The organism is Glaciimonas sp. GNP009 (assembly GCF_054343755.1).
Genome location: NZ_JBTGUV010000004.1, coordinates 2,820,006 through 2,845,264 on the forward strand (window position 1 = coordinate 2,820,006; position 25,259 = coordinate 2,845,264).

Consider the following 25,259-nt stretch of genomic DNA (forward strand, 5'->3'; position numbering starts at 1 on the left):
ACCGCACGGTGAAGAAACCGAGCCGTCAGTTCATCCGGAAAAGTGTCTATTGCAATGTCACGCCGCGCCGTTAGAATAGCGGCATGACCGCCTCCACTTTCTTCCCGTTACAAAGCCCTTTTGATGAAGGCTATCTTGACGTGGGCCAAGGGCATCGCCTTTGGTTTGCGCAATATGGCAATCCTGACGGCATCCCGCTGCTTTGGTTGCACGGCGGACCCGGTAGCGCCAGCAGTTCACGCCACCAACTATTTGCCGATCCATCGGTCTATCGGCTGATCCTGTGCGATCAGCGTGGCTGTGGTCGCAGCACGCCAACTGGCGCAACAAATGACAATAATACCGAACGACTACTACAAGATATAGATGCACTGCGTCACCGTTGCGGCCTAGGAAAAATCCTTTTAGGCGGCGGCTCGTGGGGCGCTTGTCTGGCACTGACTTACGCGCAGCGTTGGCCTTTAACCTTACTTGGTGTGGTGTTACGTGCGCCTTTTCTAGCGGGAAATGGTGATATTGATCGGTTTTTTCAACCCCGCCCTGATATCGCGGATACAGCGTGGGAGACCTTTGCCGCGCACGTACCGGCGCATGAAAGATCGCAGTTGTTACCCTATATCGCGGACCAGTTTTCGACCGACGGTTCACAGGTGTCGATGCTGGCGCAAGCATGGCATCGCTACGAGGCAAGCCAGGATCAGCCTGAGGTGATCGTTGAAGCCAATTTTGATTATGCTGAGGTGGAGAAGCTGACGCAACGCTATCGAATTCAGGCACATTACCTGATCAATCATTGCTTCCTGAATGAGGCAGATTTGCTGGACGCAGCGGCCAGTTTAAGCAGTTTTCCGGTTGCTATCCTGCAAGGCCAGGATGATCGGATATGCGATCCCGACAATGCGGTTAGATTGCATGTGCGAATAGTAGGAAGCCGCTTGCGCATGGTCGTGGGTGCTGGCCATAATCCGTTCCATCCCGATATGGCGACAGCATTGTTAGAGGCGCTGAATTGTTTTGCCTTGGACGGAAATTTTGAACATTGGTGACCAGGTAATGAATTGGTGATCAATTGATGCACATAATTATTTCTTTACAGCCAAGGGTGTAAAACCATCATTCAGTGTCTTCAAAAACACAATGACATCCTTGATTTCAGCATCAGTTAACGCTGGACTTCCGCCGATCTTTCGATCGAATGGCGGCTCAACGTTGACGTTAGCGTGATACTGCACCGGCAAATCATCGAATTTCATAACCTGCCCATTCTTCCCCCGTGGATACCATTTCTGCGGTTGGGTATCGCGTTCTACGTAAAATTTCAACACCTGTTCCAGACTCTTAAAAGAGCCATTATGGAAGAAAACTTTGCGCGTAGCGACATTGCGTAATGATGGTGTTCTGAATAGTCCGCAATATTCTGTTTTGTCGCGCAAATCGGTCCGATCAGGCCCGCATAAACCCATATCAAAAAATGCCGGATCAGCATTTGCCGGGATGTGCATATTGCGCGGTACGCCGATCGCAATCAAACCATAGTCAGTAAATTGCGGAAATCCGCCATCCGGTTTGATCGCGCTGATATGACAAGACGCGCAATTACCTTTGGCGGGATCATTGAATAGGGCCAGGCCACGCAATTCCTGTTTGCTGAGCGCTGTTTGATTGCGTAGAAAGGCATCGTATTTGCTGTTGTAGGGATAAAAATCTGCAGGGCTTTCCTGAAAGATTTCCAGTGCCATTGTTGCTTGTGTGAACGCGCTCTGCGGATGATCAAAAATATCCTGACCTAACGTTTGTCGGAACAATACAGCGTAGGAAGATTTTTTCAGTTTCTCTACAACAGCGGCCGGATTGAGATTACCCATTTCGTGGGCTGACAACAAGGGAATCGCCGCCTGATCGTGCGCTGAAGAGGCACGACCATCCCAGTTGCGACCACCGGTTGGACCGGCATCGATACTATCGTCACCGTCATTGTCATAAAAGTGTTCAGTAAAAGCCGGGACGTTTTGCAGATAGCGCAGAGAGGGGACCGCCCTGGTTCCCAGCGTTGCCATTTTCTTGCCGCCCAACTGGACCGCCAGATTATTCGGCGGTCCAAAGGCGTGATCGGGACTATGGCAAGAGGCGCAAGATAGCTTGCCCGAGGCCGATAATGTGCGATCAAAAAACATCACACGGCCCAACGCAGTCATCGCTGCGACGCTGGGTTGCTTCTTAATGTTTGGCGCATAGGCGGCTCCAAGCGAAGCGGGCGCTGTCTGATTTACGGTGTTGGATGCCAAGCTAGTCGCCAAGGCGGCACTTGGTCCGATGCCAATGACGATTAAAACGGCGATGCCACGCAACCAGCTAGTTCCAATGCATTGCTTTAACGATGTCATCAGATATTTTTGCATGGCGGAGTTGGTGCTGATTGAAACATCTTTCGGTTCTCGGTCCATGTTGATGGAGTGCAAGATTATCATTTTCCTGTGACTGTTATATGACGGCCTACCCTACTATCCTAATATGACACTATTGATCATCTCCGGTGCGTAGAGTGATAGTTGTAATTAGTTGCACTTAATTGTAATTTTGATATTATATTATTTCTCATGCGACCTAATTCATAACGTTGACATATTAGAAGATTACGATGGCTTTTTTTGTCGCTTTAGGAATGTAATGAACCCATTATTTTATCCACGCAAGTTGTCGCTATCGATAGTGATTTTGTCGTTTGGGCTCAGCGCTTGCACAGGCATTGGCAATACTGATTTCGCGGGCAACTTGGGTGGCAATCCTGGTGATATGACCACTGGGCAGGTAATCGGCAGCTACTATGAAAATGCACGGGTTTGTTTTGAAGATAAGGTAAAAAAAGCCACCTGTGATGCGCGGTCCGCGATTGTTAAAACAGGCGGCGATGGATCGTTCATGCTTCCCGGCTCTGCGGTGCTTCCAGTCGTGGCCATGATCGATAATGAATCGATTGAACATGAAGTACCTGGTGATTTAGGTAATGAAGTAGGCCGCACATTGATTTTTCGTGCGGCATCAGGACACACGCGCTTTATCAGTGCGATATCAACGGAACTTGCCGCAGCGATGGACACCAATGGTCGTAATTTTGTGGACGCCAGCACAAAATTAGCCGCAAAATTAACTATAGATCCCGCCACTTTGACGGGTGACTTCAATCAGCTTTCTGGTGAGAATGCAGCAAAAATTCACGCTGAAAATACTGCGGTTACGGCGGTGATAGCATCCGTGATCGCAACTCCGACGGCCACCGCTGTCAATGCCTCTATAGGGGACACACTCAATAAAGCGCTGGCGATGCGCAATATACAGACTGTCGTCGTGATCTATGCCGAGAATCGGGGTTTCGATAATCTCTATGGTTTATTCCCCGGTGCCGATGGTATTCCTGGCGTTAATCCAAGTTCGCGTTCTGCTGCTTACCCACAGAAAGATTTCGACGGTAATACGCTGCCTGCGTTGCCGCCGAGTTGGGGCGGGATGACTGCGGCAGGTCAGACAAAAGTGATTACGCAAGCGCAGACAGCCAACTTACCGAACAAGCCGTTTCAAATTGACGACGTGAACGGCCCCGTATTTACCGATTCGTCAGTGGTCACGCGTGATCTGGTGCATCGTTTTTATAACAATCAGATGCAAATCAACGGCGGCAAGAACGATCAGTTTGCGGCCTACTCGGATGCTGGCGGTTTAAGCATGGGTTACTACGATGGCAGTAAAATGAAACTGTGGGATATCGCCAAAAAATATACGCTCGCCGATCGTTTTTTCATGGGCGCATTTGGCGGCTCCTTTCTCAATCACCAATATCTGATTTGTGCCTGCGCGCCGACTTATCCGCATGCTGATAACGCCGCTTCTCCAGCCAAAAACAATATTTCGGCTGTTGATGTTGATGCCCAAGGCAACATGGTGCGACTGACTCCCGGCATTGGCAATCCTACTTCTGTACTGAACGGTGCACCGGTCTACCTAAAGGACAGCACGCTCACGCCGAAGGATGCGTCCGGAATGTTTTATGCTGTCAATACGATGCAACCGTTGTATCAGCCGAGCGGTAACGCCGCCGTCGCTGATGCCGCGTCAAGCTATGCTGACGCCAGCAAAGCGACGACATTACCTGCGCAAACACAGCGCACCATTGGTGATCAACTATCTGCAAAAGGTGTCAACTGGGCCTGGTATTCTGGCGCATGGGATGCCGCGTTAGCTGACGCATCGAGTGCGCGCCGCAACGTCATCTATGCAGGCAAAATTCAGTTCCAGCCTCATCATCAACCGTTTAATTATTATCGCCGTTTCAATCCGGCAACCGCCAGTGGCGTTGCCGAACGCGCAAGTCATCTGAAGGATTTTGACGCCTCTTTTTTACAAGATGCCGCAGCGGGAAAACTCCCGCCAGTGTCTTTTTATAAACCGCAAGGTAACCTGAATCAACATCCCGGCTACGCCAATGTCGCCGATGGCGATGCCCATATCGCCGATGTGATCGCCAAATTACAAGCCAGCCCGCAATGGAAGAATATGCTGATCGTCGTGACCTATGATGAAAACGGTGGTTTCTGGGATCATGTTTCACCACCAAAGGGCGACCGCTGGGGACCCGGAACGCGTCTGCCTGCAATTTTGGTTTCGCCGTATGTAAGGAAGGGTTTTGTCGACCATACGCAATACGACACCGCATCCATCTTGCGCTTCATTACGGGTCGCTACGGGTTGGTGGAACTCGATGGTTTGAAAGCGCGAGACGCAGCGTTAGTGGCGAATGGCGGAGCGGCGATGGGCGACTTGAGTGGCGCGTTGGCTGTGGTGCCTCAGGAGTAGGGAGTTGTTAATAATACTTTGCGATAGCAACATAGCGGCGCCTTGATTGGAAAAACCGGTAAAACGGTCGCCGACCTGAAACAGTGCTTTGGGGATGATAATCTGGATCGCCCCCTCTGTTGCTTCAGCGTTACCGAGGCGTCCACAAACTCGAATACGTAAGGTTATCAATACGATCAACATGGCAACCTTACCCGCACGGACCTAGAGCAAGATGGTCGACCTTACTGCAACACTATTGCTAACAACGGCAATCACTTAACTGCAACCACCAGTGATGCGGGTGCTGTCTGCGTTACTGTGGTAGTTGCTGGGCTCGTTGCCAACGCGGTTCCTGTCGGATGCCAATGCCGATTAAAACCTTTATACCGCACATCATGCTCGTGCCAATGCATTGGTTTAACGATGTAGCCAGATTTTTTGCGTGGTGGAGTTGGTACTGATTGGATATCTTTGGATTCACGTCAACGATAACGGGGTACCCGTATATCATTTCGTGTGGCACCTATATAGCTGGTATTTCATGTAATTGACGTGCTAGAAAAATACTTCTAGCATCAGCGAATTCATATAGTTGACATATTAGGGAATGCTATGGGTTGTTTTGTGGCTTTAGGAATGTGATGAATGCATTTTTTTATTCACCCAGGTTGTGTCTATCGCTGGCTATTTTGTCGTGTGGTCTGAGCCCTTGCAGCGGGATTGTCAACACTGCCTCAGCGGGTATCTTGGGTGGTAATTCCGGAGATGCCACGACTGGTCAGGTCATCGGTGGGTACTATGAAAATGCACGGGTTTGCTTTGAGGATAAAGTAAAAAAAGCGACCTGCGATGCGCGCTCCGTGATTGTTAAAACAGGTACGGATGGATCGTTTAAGCTTCCCGGATCTGCGGTGCTTCCGATTGTGGTGATGATTGATAATGCGGCGATCGAACACGACGTGCCCGGTGATCTAGGTAACGAAGCAGGCCGCACATTCATTTTTCGTGCGCCATCAGGACACACGCGCTTTGTCAGCGCAATATCAACTGAACTTGCCGCAGCGATGGACACCAATGGCGGCAATTTTGCGGATGCCAGCAAAAAATTGGCCGCAAAATTAACTATTGATCCCGCCTATCTTACCGGTGATTTCAATCATCTATCTGGTGAAATCGCAGCAAAAATTCATGCGGAAAATAAGGCAGTCACGGCGGTGATAACATCCGTGATCGCTGCACCGACGGCCACCGCTGACAACACTCCGATCGGGGATACAATTAATAAAGCGCTGGCGATGCGCAACATACAAACTGTCGTCGTGATCTATGCCGAGAATCGCGGTTTCGATAATCTCTATGGTTTATTTCCCGGCGCTGATGGTATTCCTGGCGTTAATCCGAGTTCGCGTACTGCAGCTTACCCGCAAAAAGATTTCGATGGTAATACGCTCCCTGTATTGCCGCCAAGTTGGGGCGGGATGACTGCGGCAGGTCAGACTACCGTGATTACGCAAGCGCAGACAGCCAACTTACCGAACAAGCCGTTTCAAATTGACAACGTCAACGGACTCGTATTTGCCGATTTGTCAGTGGTCACGCGTGATCTGGTGCATCGTTTTTATAACAATCAGATGCAAATCAATGGTGGCAAGAACAATCTGTTTGCGGCCTACTCGGATGCCGGCGCTCTCAGCATGGGTTACTACGATGGCAGCAAAATGAAACTGTGGGATGTGGCGAAAAAATATACACTCGCCGATCGTTTTTTCATGGGTGCATTTGGTGGCTCGTTCCTCAATCATCAATATCTGATTTGTGCCTGCGCACCGACTTATCCAGATGCCGATAACGCCACTTCGCCTGCCAAAAACAGCATTTCAGCTGTCGAGGTGGATGCCAGTGGCAACCTGGTGCGACTGACTCCCGGCATTGGCAATCCTACTTCTGTGCTGAACGGTGCGCCGGTCTACTTAAAGGACGGCACACTCACGCCGAAGGATGCGTCCGGGATGTTTTATGCCGTCAATACGATGCAACCGTTGTATCAGCCAAGCGGTAATGCGGCCAGCGCGGACGCGACGTCCACCTATGCTGACGCCAACAAGGCAACGACATTGCCTGCGCAAACACAACGGACCATTGGCGATCAACTATCTGTCAAAAGTATCAAATGGGCTTGGTATTCCGGCGCGTGGAACGCCGCATTGGCTGACGCATCAAGAGCGCCTCGTAATGTCATCTATGCTGGAAAAATCAATTTTCAGCCCCCTCATCAACCGTTTAATTATTATCGCCGTTTCGATCCGGCGACCGCCAACGGCGCTGCCGAACGCGCCAGTCATATGAAGGATTTTGACGCCTCTTTTTTACAGGATGCCGCAGCAGGAAAACTTCCGCCGGTTTCCTTTTATAAACCGCAAGGAAATCTGACTCAACATTCCGGCTTCACCAACGTCGCCGAAGGCGATGCACATATCGCCGACGTGATCGCCAAATTGCAGGCCAGCCCACAATGGAAGAATATGCTGATCGTAGTGACCTATGATGATAACGGTGGATACTGGGATCATGTTGCGCCGCCAAAGGGCGACCGTTGGGGGCCGGGCACGCGTCTACCTGCAATTCTCGTTTCGCCCTATGTAAGGAAGGGTTTCGTCGATCACACCCAATACGACACTGCATCCATCTTGCGCTTCATTACGCGTCGCTACGGGTTGGTGGAACTCGATGGTTTGAAAGCGCGAGACGCAGCGTTAGTGGCGAATGGCGGAGTGGCGATGGGCGACTTGAGTGGCGCGTTGACGGTGGTGCCTCAGGAATAAAGTATTGGTGGTAATAATTGGGGTGTCAGCGCGGCGGTGAAACGGAGATGGTCAACGTGAATTGGCTTAGTCAAATAGCTTAAAGTGTTTGATGCTAATGCTTACATATTGTCAATACGCCAAAGTGCTTGCAGTATATAAGTAAAAAAATTGACAAATCTTACCGCGCTTGAAAAACATCCAGAACCTGTTGCCGTAGTTTGAGGACAAATAAGTTGCCTCAAAATGTCCTGACAAAATGTGATCAGGACGTTTCCATTAGGATTATTTCGGCTCATAGGCGAACAACTATATATTGCGGTTATAGGCCTTTTTTTTCCTCCTTTTTTGAGGAAAATAATTGACACAAAAAAGGATCAACGTCCCGCGATGGCTCCAATGGAATGGACGCACTCTTTCAAACGGCAACGTGCCAACATGGGAGTATTACCCCTAAATAAAAGGAGCGTCCAAAATGAAGATGACTTCGATTGGAATCGATTTAGCAAAAAATGTATTTCAAGTTCATGGCGTCGATGATCATGGAAATGCCGTGCTTCGAAAGAAACTAGATCGCGTAAAAATGGCTGAGTTCTTTATTAAACTGCAACCGTGTTTGATTGGAATGGAAGCGTGTGGCAGCGCACATTACTGGGGCAGGAAGCTGACCGGGATGGGACATACTGTGAAACTGATGGCTCCTCAATTTGTGTGGGCCTATGTCAAGACCAATAAAAATGACATGGCCGATGCAGAAGCAATTTGCGAGGCCGTTTCTCGACCTAATATGCGCTTCGTTCCAATAAAAACGGACGAACAACAAGCTGTTCTGTCATTGCACCGAGTGCGTCAGTCTTTTATCAAAGTGAGAACGGCTCAAGCAAACCAAATTCGCGGATTGTTGTCGGAGTTCGGCATAGTTATTCTGCAAGCAATTGCGAACATCGCCCGGCGCCTCTCGGAACTCAGGGAAAAATCAGATTAGCCGGCAAGCTTTCGAGATCTGCTACAACGTTTATATGATCACTTGAAAGACATGGATAAACAGGTCGATGAAATGGATGAGAAAATTCAACAATGGCACCGTTCTTCAGAAATGAGCAGAAAACTTGCAGAAATACCTGGAATAGGTCCCATCACTACCACGGCATTAGTGGCTTCAATTGGAGATGAAGTGATGGCAAACCAGGTTAGACCGTGGTCAGGAAAACCTGTAATGCGACATGCGCTTCGAGCGTGTGGTTCTGATTAGGACCTGGCCAGCAAGTTCCATCAGGGACAGAGGCGCAAACCTCAATGAAAGTCCGAATATATGGCTGCAATCTTACCCTTATACTCATCATCGATTTAATGCTTGGCAAACTGAGGGCGTCCATATATGTCGCATTATCCAAACCTGCGTGCCGATCAGGCAGACTACTGGGTCCCAGAGTAATGGACGAATCGAGATGCTCAAATTTAACGGAATGCGATTTCCAATCGACGTGATTTTGATCTGCGTCCGCTGGTACGCAGCCTACCCGTTGAGTTACCGCCACCTGTAAGAAATGATGAAAGAACGCGGCGTGGTTGTTGATCACTCATCGATCAATCGTTGGGCGATCAAATTCTTACCGCTGCTGGAAAAAGCATTCCGCAAATACAAGCGTCCAGTTGGTAGAGGCTAGCGGAGGGATAAGACCTATATTGAAGTCAAAAGTGTCTAGAAGTGACTCTATCGATCCATGGACAAGGAAGGCAACACGATTGACTTTCTATTGACCGCCAAACGAGACAAAGTGGCTGCACAACGTCTTTTCGACAAGGCCATGCACACGCATGGCGCTCCTGAAAAAGTCACGATGGATAAAAGCGGTACCAACCAGGCCGCGATCAATGCGATCAATGAGATCAATGCTGGCAGAGAAATTCGGATTGTCGTTCGACAGGTCGAATACCTCAACAATGTGTTCGAGCAGCACCATCGGGCTATCAAACGCGCGACCAAACGATGCGAAATTTTAAATCAATGCGATCCGCTCAAAACGTACTGGCCGGCATCAAACTCATGCACATGATTCGCAATGAACAGATGATCGTCACAGCAGAAAATATGATGTCGTTTGCCGATCAATTTTAGGCTTTGGCAGGACAAATCCGTTCGGTTTGAAGCTGGATCAAAAAACTACGAGCAGTCCGATTTTTCTCTGTTAATGCGACAAAGTCAACGCGACGACCAGCTTCAAGTTCTCTTGGGCATCGCGGGAATACTCTCCATGAAATGTAGTACATCCCCCCCTTATCACACGCGGTCACTTGGTTTAATGTTTGATTCATAAAAAAATACGATGACAACCGTCGCGCTTCATAGCCAAGGGTACTTGACGCTCGCCAAGGGGATTCATAATGAATAATTCGCATGTAATTTTAAAGCACATCGCTGTCGCGCTATGCTTAATTGCTGCTTACGGAGTTATACCTGATGTTGCAGCTAATCCTCTTTTTGCGAGACAAACAAGTCTGAAGTGTGCGTCCTGTCACACTATTTACCCTGAGCTAACGCCCTTTGGCCGAAAATTTAAGCTGGGAGGCTATACGCTGGGAGAACGCGAGAAGATTCCACTTTCTCTGATGGCGATCGTTTCGGCTAATTCGATTAAAAACAATACTGACAAATCGACCGGCGATCAGCTTTTCGGGAAAAATCGCGAATTTGTCGCAGAGGCTATCAGCCTCTTTTCTGGCGGCAAATTTAGCGACAACGCCGGGGGTTTCATCCAATGGACCTACAACAACATCAGCACATCGGACAACCGGAATTTTTCAGGGCACAGTGCGCTTGATAACACCGATCTGCGCTTTGTGAAAATGGCTGGGACAGATGAAAAACCGACGTTTTTTGGTGTGACATTGCATAACAACCCTACCGTTCAAGATGTCTGGAATACCACACCTGCCTGGAGCTATCCGTACTATAGCCCGAGTCTTGCAGCCCCAGGTCGTGGCGTTCCAACGTTTCTTGAATCGGGTGCGCGGGTCGCCGGGATTGGGGCATATGCATACGTGCTTGATTCGCTGTATCTGGAGGCGACCTCCTATCAGACGGCGAAAGGTCCGCTTTCGGTCTTGCGCGCGGGCACTCCCGATAATCAGAGGGTATCGCTATCGGGGTCTAATCCTTATTGGCGCATCACCTATACGTTCGGCGATGAAAACCAGAATTTAACAGTCGGCCACTTTGGAACAACAGTCTCCTTAAAAGGGCAGGATGGAATCAACCCCGGGGACCAATTCCGCGATCTGGGGTTCGACGCGCAATACCAATATTTTAGTAAAGATGCCCACCATATCGTCACCGCTCAAGCTTCCACGATCAAAGAAAAAGCGGAGTGGCGATCCGGATTCCCCAACAGAAATGACAATCCCAGTTCGAGCCAACGTTCTACCCGCGCCAAGATCACCTACCTTCTAGACCGGACTTATGGTTTTACGGTCGCCGGGTTCAATGTTGCAGGGGACGCCGACTTCTTAAGATTTGGGACAACTAATGGGAAGCCGGATACAAGAGGGTATATCGTCGAACTAAATTATTGGCCGCACTACACATTCGATTGGGATCCTCAGGCGAACGTCCGACTGGGACTCCAGTATACGGGCTACACCAAGTTCAACGGGGCCAAATCTAATTACGACGCGACGCTCAGGGACGCTAAGGACAACAATACCCTTTACCTTTACGCGTGGTTAATGTTTTAAGAAGCACTATCAAGCATCAGTCGCTTCCCACTTCGCGCAAGCCCAATCTATTTAGGGAAGCAAGTCTCGTTTTGGATATTACATCGGGAGCAGAAGTCATGAATAAGACCAAACCAATATCGCGCCGGAGTATGCTCCGTCAAAGCACTGTGATGTTGGGCTCAATCGTTATTATTCCTATCGCGATTTACTCGCGGTGCGCAAATGCGGGGTCCGCGAGTAAGGGAATGCTTAATTATCAAGATCATCCCAGGGATGGTCAAAGGTGCGCCGACTGCGCTGCATTCAGGCCTTTGTCCACCCCAGATACAGTTACTGGCACTTGTAAAATTGTGGCAGGACCGGTCAATCTTAGCGGCTGGTGTATGGCGTTTTCGTCAAAGTGATGCGTGTGAAATAAATGTAAGCGCTCAGTCACCCGATAGCGTGCCGCGCCCGGCTGTCCGTATGATTCAGGACGCATCCACATAACTGACATTGCGTTTGGGCAGCAAGCCATACTGCGGCCTTAAAAGATTGACGCCACGTCCAACCGCCACTGCGCCAGCCTGGGCGAGGTATCGATCTTGCCTACACTGCCGGTCAAGATCTTGTTGGCAACGCTGGCTGCCATGATTTCTCATCCAGATAGCCAAGAGTTTGCATGCATTGGGTTAGGCGTGCCCGTGTTGCAATTCGAAACACCTGATACACAATCTCGCTGTGTAAGTGACCGATACGTTCGTACAATAAAATCACTCTCAACGTTCTCTGGAGTATCAAATGGAAGTCAGTCAATCAACACCGCGTATGCATCCATTAGTCGCCGGCGCGGCAGGATCTGTTATCTTGGCAAGTCTGCTTGGCGTCGCAGCGATTGCGGGCTTGCTACCGAATTCTCACGGGAATGCAGTGGGATCGCAAGCGCCAGTAGCAACGCCTGCCGCACAGATGGCGATGTCGGTTCCCGCGGCATTGCCGGCGGGCGCACCGGTCTTAGTACAGACACCCAACGGTTACCAATACATGCAGCCAGTGGCTTCACCTGCGGTGGCGGGATATCAGGTTGCCCCGACGCCCAGTATGACTAAACAAAAAACGGTAGTCCATCATGTTTATCGGCATCATGATTCATCTTATGCACAGGCCGAACGGACACCCCAATATGAAGCGCCGATCCAACAGTCCCGCCAAGTAGCTCAAGCCAGTCCGGTGTCACAAATGAGTCCGTTGGGGATAGCTACCGGCGCGGTGATCGGTGGACTCTTGGGACATCAGGTGGGCGGCGGAAACGGTCGTACGCTTGCGACCGTTGCAGGTGTAGTTGGTGGCGGGTATTTAGGTAATACGGTGGCCAAGAATTACGGCTATTAATTGATCTGTGCTGGCGCTAAGGAATGGATCATTAGCTGCGGCAAAGTCAACGCCGCAAGTCAACAGGCCAATGCAATATCGCGTGTGGCTGATCGGACTGGTAGCGGCCAGCCCAGGAGAGCCTGCAAAAGGTGGGGAGATGAGTTGGTTGCCCGTGCTGTTGAAATGACCTGTCGTTCGCGCGGGGCTTACGCAAATCGCTGGCCGAGGTTGATCTGACACCGAAGACGCCGAGATTGGCGGGCGACAGTTCACCATTGAGAACCGCTACTCTGACCTGCACCAGGCAGTGCGCGCGTTCGTCGGTCCAGCGCATCTGGCGATATTTGGCCATGCGGTGGCTAACAACCAGATTCACTCCCATTTGGCGATGCTGCTGCTGATTGGCAGGCCCGTCCGATAACGGGCACCATAGTTGGACCGCAAGATGACATCTTTTATAAGTTGTTCCAATGGACGTGTTCGGAAAAGCAGCATGAGTATGCAAGAAATAAAATCCTTACCGGATGAGTCGGTATAAGCTATTCAATTCTTTCCGTCACATAGTTAACTTCTTTTCCGTCCCAATGATATTCCAGGTAGGCGGCATGGTTGCATTCACTCAAAATGGCAGTTTTGAATGCCGCGACACAGGTACCATTTTCTCGTCTTACACTTGGGTAGCAAATCCCATTCGAGCCACTTTCACGGATTTCTTTTCCTAATGATTGGGAAGATAAATAACTCTTCAGTGAAAATATCTCTGGATGGGTGTCTTTGTCGGGAAATAAATCTGTCACCAAACCTTTAACTCGCGTTTGGTAAAGACGCATTTGAAGGTAAATCGGCTCCTCATGTGTTGCCAGCATAAAGGCTGCAAAATGACGTTTCGTTTCTGCTATGGTAGTTTCTTTTTCTTTTGCCGCATAAAAAACACCATAACTCCCATTCGAAAACCGGCTTCCATCAGGGTTGAGGTGCGTGAAGGCTACCATGATGGGGCCGCTGCCATTCTTATATATGCGCTCACTTTCTGGTTCCAAAGAAATTTCGCCGATTTCATTTCGAATACGCGGATTTGTCATCGCTTCAATTTCATAGAGCGCGTCAAAGTCTGCGGCTTCGGCCACGCGATCAAATATATAAATTGAAGGAAATCTGGTTGAAATAATTCTGAATCAGGGAAGCCAATCGAGTGTCATCTCCGGCAATTGCATTACGACCATCCACCACGAGCAGCATCAAGATATTGGCGCACCACAAACAAATCAGCCACATTCCCTGACAGCATGCGATCCAGCGCACTTTGCCCGCCAAATAGAGGAGTATTGTTTGGCTTGCTAATCCAGGCATCAGCGGAAATAGTATTTGGAAGTAATATTTGTAAGGATTTATAGATGCCTAGCAAATAAGAAATCCGCTCTAAGGTATCGCGACTGAGCAATGCCGTTTCGGGCGCTTTATTCCACTTGAAATAGGCTGCACGGCTAGGATTGCCTAGCAAAATGATTTCTTGGTCGTTTTTTAAATGCCAGTCGCGGGCAATATTAAAGAAGGCTCTTAGCCCTGCGCTCGACAGTCTTTTAGGGTCAACTGTAGCTATCTTTGGGTGTAATACAGTCTTAGAAATCCTATTTGTATATAAATGGACTTATTAATTATATTAATCTACAAGTGGATAAAGTGCCAGAAAGCTTACGTTTAGCTGCAAAACGATGCATACATTCAATTTTTTGTTTTTTCGTTATATATTTATATTTTGCGCTAAAAAAATCGCCCATCAATGATTGACCGATAACGGTTCAAAGATGGGCGATGCCACTCGCTTGCATGGCGACGAGCAATCCTGGTGTTGCTATTTCGGCATTCTTCTTAGACGCTACTAAGCAGCTTCAGATCCGCATGAACCGGAAGCCACTCGATAAAACCAGCGCTTAGTTACTTAGTTATTGAAGGTTAATTCGGCGTTATAGCCGGGTTGGACCCATAACGTGTTGCGGTATTGACTTTTCAACGTCGTGAATTTATCTTTTCCGATCATTTCACCGGCACGCAAGGTAACAAACTCGCTATTGATAAAGTCCGCCAAATGTTTCGGCCATTCATAATGACCATTTGCGCCCTTTGTCACTGCGAATGATTTTTGGGTTTGATGGCCTTCTGGGTCGGTCAGTGTAATGCGCACGTTGCTGCCGATCTTCAGGTCGCCGGTTGAGGTGATCGCACTGGCGTTTTTCCAGGTTGGCGCACCGTCAGTTGCCGGGTTTACCGTCACCGTTACTTTTGCATCTTTTGCTTGCGACCAGATCACGTTGAGATACTGGCTATATTGCGGTGCAAAGGACCCATCTTTCTGTTGAACGCCTGCGCGGAATTGCGTGGTGTTATTGAGTTGATCGGCGACATACTTGGGCCAGCGATAATGGGTATTACTACCGCTAGGCAAGATGATGTCGATACTCGTTGGTTTGGCGTTAGGCGCTGTCGCGGTAACATTTACCATACTGCCAATCGGTAAGTCACTGGCTGCATTGATCTGTCCAGCCTTGCTCCAGGGCAGGCTAATGATCGGCTCATTGATGCTTTTGAGCACTTGGCCGGTATTGGCCAGATTACCGCGGGTTTTAGGCCATGGACCTTTCGCCAGCGGTGTACCGTCGCCTTCAATAGCCATAATGGCGCGGGAATAAACCGCATATAGTGTGCCATCCAAGCCTAGTGTCAATTGCTTGATGCCAGAATAATCGGCGCCCAATTTTTTCCAGATAGGCTCGCCTGTGGCAGCATTGAGCGCGTAGAGGCCGTCTTGAGAAGCAACATAGACTGTGCCTGGAATACCTTCTTCTGGTTTACCCTGGCTGACGACCGGGGTCGCAGCGACAGTTGCATTACTCATATCTGGATTTTCTTTGAACCGATAAATCCAGATAGGACCTTGGCCGACGCCCTGTGCGTTTAGTTTCAGCCCGGCGATAGCACCGTAATACTCTCCCTTCTTCTTTACATCGAAAGGGAAGTAAATCCGTGATCCCGCGATAATCGGCTCGGCGACCCCTTCGTAACCGATATACGCTTTTGCCCTTTTAAAACTGAGCAGAGACTTAAATGATTGATCCGGATAAATGGCATAAAGCGTATATTCACCAGGCTTGTAGTCAGCGGTAGGGGGAAGGTGAGGATTGTCAGGATTCCTCTGGCGGTAGCCTAATGAATACACGATATCGTGGTCACCCATCACCGGTTGGAGCAAGCGCACCGGAAGTTCTTTGCCGGCGGCTGTGATTTGATCCCGATCAGGATGAAATGTGTGGACGTGTCCTTTAAATACCGTGCCTTCGCCGAATTCAGTCAATGGTGAATCAGTTACCTGTGTCGAGATATGTACGGCACCATCTGCGCCGACAATCGGCGAGAGTGGAACGTATCCAAGCCTGATTCCACCCTTCTCGAAAGTGCAGGCTACCTCGTCAAGTTGTTGTTGCCACTTAATATGGCCGTCAAAGCCGACGCTGTATAGCTTATGAAAGGCTAATGTATCTGTCACCGCCTGGCAGCCGTTGAAATACAGTCTTTCATCCATGCCTAACGCGCCAGCGTTTGCCCGCATTCTTTTTACGCCGACATTCTCGATGTCATCGGCTGGCAGTGTGGTGCTTTGAATAATTTTACCGGAGATGCGATCAATGAACAGTAACTCTGTGTGATCCTCTTTTTTTGCGACGATGACATCATCTTTAAGTAATAAGTTATTAAACGATTGTCCGTGACTGCCGGTGCTATCAAGTTGGTAAATATGTTCCCATTTTTGTTCGAATTTATTACTTGCGCCTTTGAATGAAAGTAGGCCGTATGCATTTAGCGCTGCGCTATCAGTTCGAGGCAACTTACTCATACCGGTATATAAATCGCCTTGTGCATCCACCACTATGTCTTGAAACTGTGTGAACGTCGCAGCAGTACTCGGTTTATGTAACCATTTTAGATCTCCAGCATCAGCATAGGCCGCGTTGGAGATGAATGTCATCACGATTGCCAGCGGAAGGATGCGCAAAGCGGGGCGTTTCAGAGTGGATACGATTTTCATTGTCTTATTTGATTCCTGGGATGGCTGTTACGGTCGCGTGACGTGATATGCGCCATTTTGCAATGGGGTGTGTGAAATGGATATTAGCGGGATTTAAAGGCTACATATTTGCCGGTTATATAAACTGTTAATAGTTTATATTGTCTAAAATCTATGCCCATGTGAAATATAAATATTTATAAAAGCGGATTTTAAATTATTTTAATAATTGCGACAAATACGCTTTGGTCGTTATATGTGTAAAACACACTATTCATAAAATATTTATTTGATGGTTAAGGCGTTACCGTGTCAATGATTAAGATTAATCTGATATGAGGCGATTTTATTATGGGAGATAAATCTTATGCGGGAGAATAATCTCGTCAGCGTAACGAGGGAATTTTTTTATATAAATTAATAGTATGTTTCCGCCTTAATAATGGGATATTAGAAAGAGTGAGACTTATCTTTTCATTATTATTATTATAATCATGTTCATGTTCATGTAAAAGTCTATCCAGAATGTATCCAAGATAAATCTTGAAATTATTGTCCGTATCGTTCAAGAGTAATCGCGTATAAAAATAGATTCTTCTATATTTTTGATGGTCGCGGCGTGTAGTCGCTTTGACTCGGTAAGCTTGGACAAAATTGAACGCGGATGAGAGGTGAGATGGCAGCAGTTATGTATAGCCGTCACGTATAACCGGCATGAAGTCTTCAAAAAGCTGCGACTTTTTTGAGGTAGTGCTGTGAGGAGGTTCTTGCGGATGGTCCGATTATTGGCTCTGACAGGCAAAGCCAACTTTTGCAAATCTGAAATATTTAGGACTGAATACTCAGCACTGCATCGCGCTTGCTGAGGAGATGACTGCGCAATATCACTGAGAGTCTTTTTCCATCTCTGGCTTCAAGTGCCTCGATCATTTCGCCATGTTCATGTGCGGCGTTGTCCCATTTTTGTGCTTGAAAATTTGATTTGAAGCGCAACGCTTTGAGACGTCGATTCAGGCCCAGATAGGTTTGTCGCAGTACGGAGTTTTTGGCTGCTTCATTAATGCGGTCGTGTATCTCTTGATTACGCACGTAATAGCCCGGTAAGTCATTTTGCGCTTTACAAGCCAGCATCGCGTAATGAAGCGCTTTGATTTCGGCTAGCTCAACCGCGGTAATCCGCTCACAAGCCAACTCTCCCGAGAAGGCCTCAATGCCACTCATCAGCTCAAATGTTTCCCAGATTTCGCTTTCTGTCATCTTTGATACCGACGCGCCGCGATTGGGGGATATCTCAATTAAGCCTTCTGCTGCAAGCACTTTCATTGCCTCACGCAGCGGCGTGCGAGAGATGCCTAGGGTTTCGCAAAGCTCTCGCTCGTTGAGTTTCATGCCAGGTATAAGAACGGCCTCGACGATGAGGTTGCGCAAATGCTCGACCACCGTATCGTGCAGTCGCTGACGCTCTAATTTGGGTAGCAAAGGTTGCGTTGGTAAGACAACTTCGCCCTCAATTGTATTTTTCATTCAAAAAATCCTATTCTCTATCCCGCAATTTTATCATCAAGTGAGGAATTGCCCGAAAATTGTGTTATCCAAGATAGGTAGAAAGTAGGATATCTTTCCGCTAATAACCCTATAAATCTTAAATTTTCATTAAATTAGTACCGTATGGCTCAATTCTCCTTAACAGAAAGTTTACTTTACGTTTTGTATTTTGGCTGATAAAGTATTTTGTATTCAAAATTCAAAATACTTTAGAGGCACATATGCTAACACTTGATTTCCATCCAGCCGGTCGTCATTTCTTGCAAATTCCAGGCCCAAGTCCTGTTCCAGACCGTATCTTGCGGGCGATGAGTTATCCCACTATCGATCATCGCGGGCCTGAATTTGGTGCGTTAGGCTTGCAAGTATTGGCGGGCATCAAGAAGATTTTTAAAACCGAGCAGCCGGTTATTATTTATCCCGCGTCCGGGACTGGCGCGTGGGAAGCAGCATTGACCAATACGCTTAGTCCGGGTGACGCGGTGCTGATGTACGAGACCGGGCATTTTGCGACGCTGTGGAAAAAAATGGCGGAGGCGTTAGGTCTTAAGCCGGAGTTTCTTGGTCTGCCGGGCGTGGAGGGATGGCGACTTGGTGTGCAGGCCGATTTGATCGAAGCGCGGCTGCGCGAAGATACGCGCCATGTTATCAAGGCGGTGTGCGTGGTGCACAACGAAACGTCGACCGGCGTGACCTCCAATATCGCGGCCGTGCGTAAGGCAATCGACGCCGCAGGCCATCCTGCATTACTGTTGGTTGATACGATCTCAGGATTGGCGTCGGCCGATTATCGGCATGATGAATGGGGCGTCGACGTGACCATTTCAGGTTCGCAAAAAGGGTTGATGTTGCCACCTGGGATTAGCTTCAATGCTGTCTCAAAAAAAGCCATTGCGGTGGGAAAGCAAGCTACATTACCGCGTGCTTTTTGGGATTGGACCGACATCATAGAAATGAACGCAACCGGCTATTGGCCGTACACCCCCAATACCAATCTTTTGTATGCGCTGTCCGAGGCACTGGATATGATTTTGGGCGAGGGTCTTGATAACGTGTTTGCACGCCATCGGCGTCTTGCCGCGGCATGTCGTGCAGCAGTTCAGGCGTGGGGACTGGAAGTGCAGTGCGCTGATCCCGCCGTGTATTCGCCCGTGCTGACCGGCGTGATGACACCAGTTGGTTTTGATGCGGATGCGATTCGCAAGACGATCTATGAAAATTTTGATATGTCGCTGGGTACCGGACTAGGCAAGATGAAAGGCCGTATGTTCCGCATCGGTCACTTGGGCGAAGCCAATGATTTGACCTTAATGGCGACGCTTTCCGGTTGCGAAATGGGGCTGAAACTTGCTGGCGTGACATTGGCGGGTAGTGGCGTCCTGGCGGCGATGGATTATCTCTCCACGCACAAGAGCGCATCCATGCTGAAAGCGGGCACATAACAAGCCACAAACCACAAACCATAAGTCACATCATTACTGCCCGAACCAAGCAGCCCACGTGCTCCATTAGCGACGCTGCCCGTTGACCACAAAATCGCAGAGACGATTTATGGTGAGCGGCAAGAAAAAACGCTTTAGCTTGACGACCAATACATATTGGAGACAACCTTGAAACACCTACGCTTTCGCGCGACCACCATCGTGCTTCTCATGCTTTGCCTGATGTATTTCATCACTTATCTGGATCGTGTGAATGTGAGTACCGCCGCGGCAGGATTCGGCAAAGAGTTCAATCTTTCTAAAACCGAAATCGGTCTAGTCTTTTCCGCCTTTGCTTATCCTTACCTTGTATTCCAAATTATTGGCGGCTGGGTCAGCGACAAATTTGGCGCGAAGCGAACGCTGATTTATTGCGGTATTTTGTGGGCCATTGCAACCATTCTGACCGGCTTTGCTGGCGGTCTGACGTCTCTATTGTTGGCGCGTCTTTTGCTTGGATTGGGTGAGGGCGCAACATTTCCCGCCGCGACCTCAGCGATGGCACGCTGGATACCGAAAGAGAAACGCGGATTTGCGCAAGGTATTACGCACGCATTCGCCCGTATCGGTAACGCAGCCGCGCCAGCGGCAATCGTTTTCGTCATGGTGCAATACGGATGGCGAGAATCGTTCTACATCTGCGGCGCGTTAAGCCTGGTTTGGGTGCTTGTATGGGCTTTTGTATTTACCGAAGATCCCACCAAGCACCCGCGCATAACGCCCGAAGAATTGGCTGCGATGCCAGCGCCCAAAACAGGCAATACCAAAACGCCGTGGGGGCCGCTCTTTAAGCGAATGTTGCCTGCCACTATTGTGTATTTTTGCTATGGCTGGACGTTGTGGTTATTTCTTAGCTGGATTCCGCAGTACTTTTTGCACAGCTATAACCTCGACATGAAGAAATCCGCTATCTTCGCCTCCAGCGTCTTTTTTGCCGGTGTCGTCGGCGATACGCTGGGCGGGATTGTCAGCGATAAATTGTTGATACGCACCGGCAATCTGAAGATCGCCAGAAGTTACATGGTGTCTGTCTGTATGTTGCTCACCTTGTTGTCGTTGCTGCCGATCATCTTTACCCATAACCTTTATGTCTCGATAATCTGTCTCAGCGCGGGCTTCTTCTTTGCGGAAATGACGATTGGTCCGATGTGGGCTATTCCAATGGATATCGCCCCCGAATCGGCGGGTACAGCCAGCGGCATGATGAATACGGGTTCGGCACTGGCAGCGATTATTTCACCGGTTTTGTCGGGCTATTTAATTGACCGATATGGTAGTTGGGAATTGCCATTTGTCGGCAGCATGATCTTGATGGCGGTAGGTGTGGTGCTGGCGTTCCGTATGCAGCCAGAGGCGAAGTTTGCCTCGGCCGATGGGCTCAAGGCGACGATGGCATCCAAAGTGCAGGTTTAGTCTGCACGCGTACGATGATTAGGTGGCAATATGACGTCCGGGGTGAGCGTGGCAGGAATAATGTTTTGCACGTTTTCCCGCTCGTTTCATCCGACCATTCAACCATCCACCATCTAATCTAGAGAGATTTTATGAGCACAATATCCGCGACCGATTCTGCGACTGATTCTGTAAATGCGTTAGCCGATATCTTGAGCGCCGCGTATAACGGCAACACCACAATATCGGTACCAGCAGCGCTGGAACCAGAGAATAGTGACCGCGCTTACGCGGTTCAGCAACGCATTCTGAAGAACTGTCATGTCAGCATCGGCGGCTGGAAAATCGGAGCGAAGTCCGATACTGGACCGATTCAGGGCGCACCATTGCCACAGCCGCGCATCTATGCGGCATCTGCTTCAACACCTGTTTCAATTGCGCGAAAAGACTATCTCGTGCTTGGTCTTGAACTGGAAATATTCTTTTCATTTAACAGGGATTTCTTGCCGCAATCTGAGCCGATTCCAGAGCAAGAAGTATTAGAAAGTATCAGCGGGTTTGGTGCTTCCATTGAGATCGTTTCAAGCCGGGTAAATGGTTGGCGCGATGCGCCCAAGCTAGTCCAGCTTGCAGACTTGCAAAATCACGGTGCATTGATGATTGGTCAGATGGTCGCATACCGTGGGGATTTTTCTACGTTGAATCCGGTTGTTGATTTGCGTCTCGACGGCGTTCCTCTGTTTAGCGGAGTCGGTCAAAATCCGGCTGGTGATCCGCGGCGATTGTTAAGCTGGCTAGTCAATCATTGCAGCCAGAAAGGGCTAGGATTGTTAGCCGGGACCATCATCACCACGGGTTCTTATACTGGCGTGGATTTTCCTACAAAAGGCGGCACGGTGGCTGGTGAAATTGCTGGACTTCCTGCCGTTACTTTCGAACTGATTTAGGCAATTTTTTAGCGCCAGTCTAAAGCTAATTTTGACCGCGCTTTGACGTTGCTTGCTTGTGGCTTTTTATTTATATCGTGAGTCCAATTATGTTGATTAAGCCTATTTTCCTCGCTCCACCAAGCAGTGGTAATGGTTCGGCAATAGCGACTCTATTGAAGCGTGAAATGCGTGGTGATGTTTTGTTTGGAAAAGCAGACCGTGGCAGATACGCTACGGATGCCTCCATTTATCAAATCATGCCGATCGGAGTGGTCGTGCCGCGCGATCAGAAGGATCTCTTGCTGGCACTCGACATCGCGCGTAGCCATAAGATGCCGATTTTAGCGCGGGGTGCTGGCACTAGTCAGTGCGGGCAAACAGTCGGTGACGCGCTGATTATTGATAACAGCAAGTGGCTCAATAATGTGATTGACTTTGATCTGGAAGCGCGCACTGTCACGGTCGAGCCGGGAATTGTGCTCGATCATCTGAATGCGTGGTTAAAACCGCATGGGTTATGGTTTCCTGTCGATGTATCGACCGCGGCCCAATGTACATTGGGCGGCATGGCGGGTAACAATTCTTGCGGTTCGCGCTCGATTGAATACGGCAATATGGTACATAACGTGCTGGCAATCGACGCGGTACTTGCCGATGGCGTGCAAGGTCGGTTTGGCCGGCTGGATCAGATGCCCGATAGCGGGCGCCTGCACGACATCGTGCTGGGTCTGCAACGGATTGCGCAACGTGAGCGAGATGAAATTATTGAACGCACACCAAAGGTTTTGCGTCGCGTGGCCGGTTATAACATCGATATCTTTGATTGCCAGAATCCACGGGCGTATACCGATGATGGCATGGCTAATCTGGCGCAGATTCTCGTGGGTTCTGAAGGCACGTTGGCCTATACCCGACAGATCACGTTAGCTCTGCTGCCGATACCGGAACACAAAGTATTGGGCGTGGTGAATTTCCCCACCTTTTATCAAGCCATGGATATGGCGCAGCACATCGTCAAGCTTGGACCGACCGCTGTGGAGCTGGTAGACCGCACGATGATTGATCTGGCGATCAGTAATCCGGCGTTTCGTCCAGTGATAGAAAAGGCATTGATAGGAAAGCCCGCAGCGATTTTGCTGGTTGAGTTTTCGGGCGAAGATCTGGATGTGCAGCGGAAAAAATTATCTGCGCTGGCGGAGTTGATGAGCGATCTGCATTTGCCCGGTTCAGTGGTGCAGATGTCGCAGGCTGGTGAACAGAAAGCTTTGTGGGAAGTACGCAAGGCGGGATTAAATATCATGATGAGCATGAAGGGCGATGGCAAGCCAGTGTCCTTCATCGAAGATTGTGCTGTGCCGCTTGAACATCTGGCCGAGTACACAAGTCAACTTACTGAAGTCTTTTATCAATATGGGACGGAAGGCACGTGGTACGCGCATGCCAGCGTAGGAACCCTGCACGTTCGGCCGATTCTGGATATGCGGCGAGAGGGCGCAAAGGACATGCGCGAAATCGCCGAAGCGGCATCGGCATTGGTGCGCCAATACAAAGGCGCGTACTCAGGAGAGCACGGCGACGGACTCTGTCGCGGTGAGTGGGTGGCGTGGCAATATGGGCCAAAACTGAATGCAGCCTTTGCCGAAATCAAAGATTTGTTCGATCCTGAGAATCGCTTCAATCCCGATAAAATCGTTCGTCCACCAAGAATGGATGACCGTAGAAATTTCCGTTACGCGCCGGGTTACCGTGAATTGTCTTTGGTTCCCGCACTTGATTGGTCACAGTGGAACGTCAACCGTGATCCGCTTACAGGCGAAGAGACTGCGCCCGGCACTGGCGATGATCGCACAGGCGGATTGGCCAAGTTGGTAGAAATGTGTAATAACAACGGCCATTGTCGTAAGTTCGATGCAGGAACAATGTGCCCAAGTTATCGTATTACCAAAGATGAAAAGCATGTGACGCGCGGTCGCGCTAACACTTTACGTTTGGCAATGTCTGGTCAGTTAGGAGAGGACGGTCTTGCTAGTGAGGAAGTGAAGGAAGTATTAGATCTGTGTGTTTCTTGCAAGGGATGTAAACGCGATTGCCCAACCGGCGTGGACATGGCTAAGATCAAGATTGAAGCGCGCGCCGCATGGACCAGAAAAAACGGTCTGCAACTACGCGATCGTCTGGTTGCTTTCATGCCACGCTATGCGCCGTATATGCGTAACGTTGGCGGAGCGCTGGCGCTGATAGAAGGGGTTCCGTATCTTTCCGGGTGGATAAAAAAATCGCTGGGATTGGCACCGCAGCGGTCCTTTCCACGCTTCCGAAAATCGTTTTTGGGCAATGCAAAAACGAGTACGCCGGACGTCCATCAGCGTAAAGAAGTTCTCTTGTTTGTGGACACGTTTAATAACTATATGGAGTCGGAGAACGCTGTTGCCGCACAGCAGGTTCTGGAAGCCGCTGGATATACCGTGCGGTTTAATATTGTTCCCGGTCAGCGACCGTTATGTTGCGGTCGGACCTATTTATCTGCGGGATTAGTCGAAGAGGCAAAGGCCGAGGCGCGGCGTAGTCTGGATGCATTGATGCCGTTTGTTAATCGGGGTGTACCGATAGTTGGTCTGGAGCCGTCCTGTTTGCTCACGCTGCGCGATGAGTTTCTGAGCTATGGTTACGGCGAGGAGGCAGAGAAGTTATCAGGCTCCGCTTATTTACTTGAAGAGTTTCTGGTAAAAGAGCAAAAGGCGGGGCGCTTCACGCTGGACCTGAAACCGCTACCGACTAACAAAGTATTGCTGCACGGTCATTGTCATCAAAAGGCATTTGATGCTTTTAGTCCGGTGCAGACTGTCCTAAAATGGATTCCCGAAGTTCAATTGTCGGTGGTGGAGTCGTCCTGTTGCGGAATGGCAGGAAGTTTCGGTTACGAAGCGGAGCACTATGAAGCATCACTGGCGATGGCTGAACTGGCATTGCTTCCTGCGGTGCGCAAGGCGGGTAAAGGCGCGATTATCGTGGCCGACGGGACCAGTTGCCGTCATCAGATTCATGACGGGACCGAGGGAGAAGCGATGCATGTCGCGTGCGTTCTTGCGCTGGCGTTGGCTGGTAGTCAATGATCGCAGGCTCGCCAGAAGTCCGTCGGACCTGCGCGGCG

General features: G+C 49.4%; 15 protein-coding genes and 3 pseudogenes. 12 read left to right on the top strand and 6 right to left on the bottom strand.

Annotation, left to right across the window (positions count from 1 at the left end):
* The first annotated feature begins 83 nt into the window (after positions 1–83).
* The gene (locus tag ACXX82_RS13240) at positions 84–1,046 is read left to right on the top strand and encodes an alpha/beta fold hydrolase (protein ID WP_458563067.1); all 963 of its coding nucleotides are present in this window, start codon (positions 84–86) and stop codon (positions 1,044–1,046) included.
* Between the two features lie 36 nt (positions 1,047–1,082).
* Here ACXX82_RS13240 and ACXX82_RS13245 read toward each other — a convergent pair whose 3' ends face one another.
* Positions 1,083–2,399, bottom strand: coding sequence for a cytochrome-c peroxidase (locus tag ACXX82_RS13245; protein ID WP_458563995.1), 1,317 nt, complete (start codon positions 2,397–2,399; stop codon positions 1,083–1,085).
* A 268-nt stretch (positions 2,400–2,667) separates the two neighbouring features.
* Between ACXX82_RS13245 and acpA (ACXX82_RS13250) the strand changes: the two genes are divergently transcribed.
* From acpA (ACXX82_RS13250) to ACXX82_RS13280, 7 genes and pseudogenes are all read left to right on the top strand, one after another.
* Positions 2,668–4,848 (top strand): acid phosphatase, encoded by a 2,181-nt coding sequence (gene acpA / locus ACXX82_RS13250; RefSeq protein ID WP_458563068.1) that lies wholly within the window; start codon positions 2,668–2,670, stop codon positions 4,846–4,848.
* Positions 4,849–5,471: 623 nt separating this feature from the next.
* Positions 5,472–7,652, top strand: a complete 2,181-nt coding sequence (acpA, locus tag ACXX82_RS13255) for an acid phosphatase (protein WP_458563069.1) — start codon at positions 5,472–5,474, stop codon at positions 7,650–7,652.
* Positions 7,653–8,106: 454 nt separating this feature from the next.
* A pseudogene (locus tag ACXX82_RS13260) lies at positions 8,107–8,859 on the top strand (IS110 family RNA-guided transposase); the annotation flags it as partial.
* 220 nt (positions 8,860–9,079) lie between these two features.
* Positions 9,080–9,750: pseudogene (locus ACXX82_RS13265) on the top strand (IS6 family transposase).
* A gap of 266 nt (positions 9,751–10,016) precedes the next feature.
* Positions 10,017–11,366 (top strand): cytochrome C, encoded by a 1,350-nt coding sequence (locus tag ACXX82_RS13270; protein WP_322235459.1) that lies wholly within the window; start codon positions 10,017–10,019, stop codon positions 11,364–11,366.
* Between the two features lie 227 nt (positions 11,367–11,593).
* Positions 11,594–11,752 (top strand): high-potential iron-sulfur protein, encoded by a 159-nt coding sequence (locus ACXX82_RS13275; protein WP_322240403.1) that lies wholly within the window; start codon positions 11,594–11,596, stop codon positions 11,750–11,752.
* Between the two features lie 376 nt (positions 11,753–12,128).
* Positions 12,129–12,719, top strand: a complete 591-nt coding sequence (locus ACXX82_RS13280; protein WP_323505838.1) for a glycine zipper 2TM domain-containing protein — start codon at positions 12,129–12,131, stop codon at positions 12,717–12,719.
* A 46-nt stretch (positions 12,720–12,765) separates the two neighbouring features.
* Here ACXX82_RS13280 and ACXX82_RS13285 read toward each other — a convergent pair whose 3' ends face one another.
* From ACXX82_RS13285 to ACXX82_RS13305, 5 genes and pseudogenes are all read right to left on the bottom strand, one after another.
* Positions 12,766–13,206 carry a hypothetical protein gene (locus ACXX82_RS13285; protein WP_323505837.1) on the bottom strand — a complete coding sequence of 147 codons (441 nt, stop codon included), beginning with the start codon at positions 13,204–13,206 and terminating at the stop codon, positions 12,766–12,768.
* A 34-nt stretch (positions 13,207–13,240) separates the two neighbouring features.
* Positions 13,241–13,924 (bottom strand): annotated as a pseudogene (locus ACXX82_RS13290) (RES family NAD+ phosphorylase).
* On the bottom strand, positions 13,915–14,328 hold the full coding sequence (locus ACXX82_RS13295) for an MbcA/ParS/Xre antitoxin family protein (protein WP_458563996.1): 414 nt from the start codon (positions 14,326–14,328) through the stop codon (positions 13,915–13,917). Before ACXX82_RS13295 ends, ACXX82_RS13290 begins: the two are co-directional and overlap by 10 nt.
* A gap of 312 nt (positions 14,329–14,640) precedes the next feature.
* Entirely contained in the window at positions 14,641–16,782 is a 2,142-nt protein-coding gene (locus ACXX82_RS13300) for a hypothetical protein (RefSeq protein WP_458563070.1), read from the bottom strand.
* A gap of 807 nt (positions 16,783–17,589) precedes the next feature.
* Positions 17,590–18,285, bottom strand: a complete 696-nt coding sequence (locus ACXX82_RS13305) for a GntR family transcriptional regulator (protein ID WP_458563071.1) — start codon at positions 18,283–18,285, stop codon at positions 17,590–17,592.
* A gap of 242 nt (positions 18,286–18,527) precedes the next feature.
* Between ACXX82_RS13305 and ACXX82_RS13310 the strand changes: the two genes are divergently transcribed.
* From ACXX82_RS13310 to ACXX82_RS13325, 4 genes are all read left to right on the top strand, one after another.
* Positions 18,528–19,748: a pyridoxal-phosphate-dependent aminotransferase family protein gene (locus tag ACXX82_RS13310; protein ID WP_458563072.1), complete on the top strand. Its 1,221-nt coding sequence runs from the start codon at positions 18,528–18,530 to the stop codon at positions 19,746–19,748.
* A 210-nt stretch (positions 19,749–19,958) separates the two neighbouring features.
* Positions 19,959–21,200 carry an MFS transporter gene (locus tag ACXX82_RS13315; RefSeq protein ID WP_458563997.1) on the top strand — a complete coding sequence of 414 codons (1,242 nt, stop codon included), beginning with the start codon at positions 19,959–19,961 and terminating at the stop codon, positions 21,198–21,200.
* Positions 21,201–21,331: 131 nt separating this feature from the next.
* The gene (locus tag ACXX82_RS13320) at positions 21,332–22,126 is read left to right on the top strand and encodes a fumarylacetoacetate hydrolase family protein (protein ID WP_458563073.1); all 795 of its coding nucleotides are present in this window, start codon (positions 21,332–21,334) and stop codon (positions 22,124–22,126) included.
* Between the two features lie 89 nt (positions 22,127–22,215).
* The gene (locus ACXX82_RS13325) at positions 22,216–25,221 is read left to right on the top strand and encodes an FAD-binding and (Fe-S)-binding domain-containing protein (RefSeq protein WP_458563074.1); all 3,006 of its coding nucleotides are present in this window, start codon (positions 22,216–22,218) and stop codon (positions 25,219–25,221) included.
* Positions 25,222–25,259: the final 38 nt, after the last annotated feature.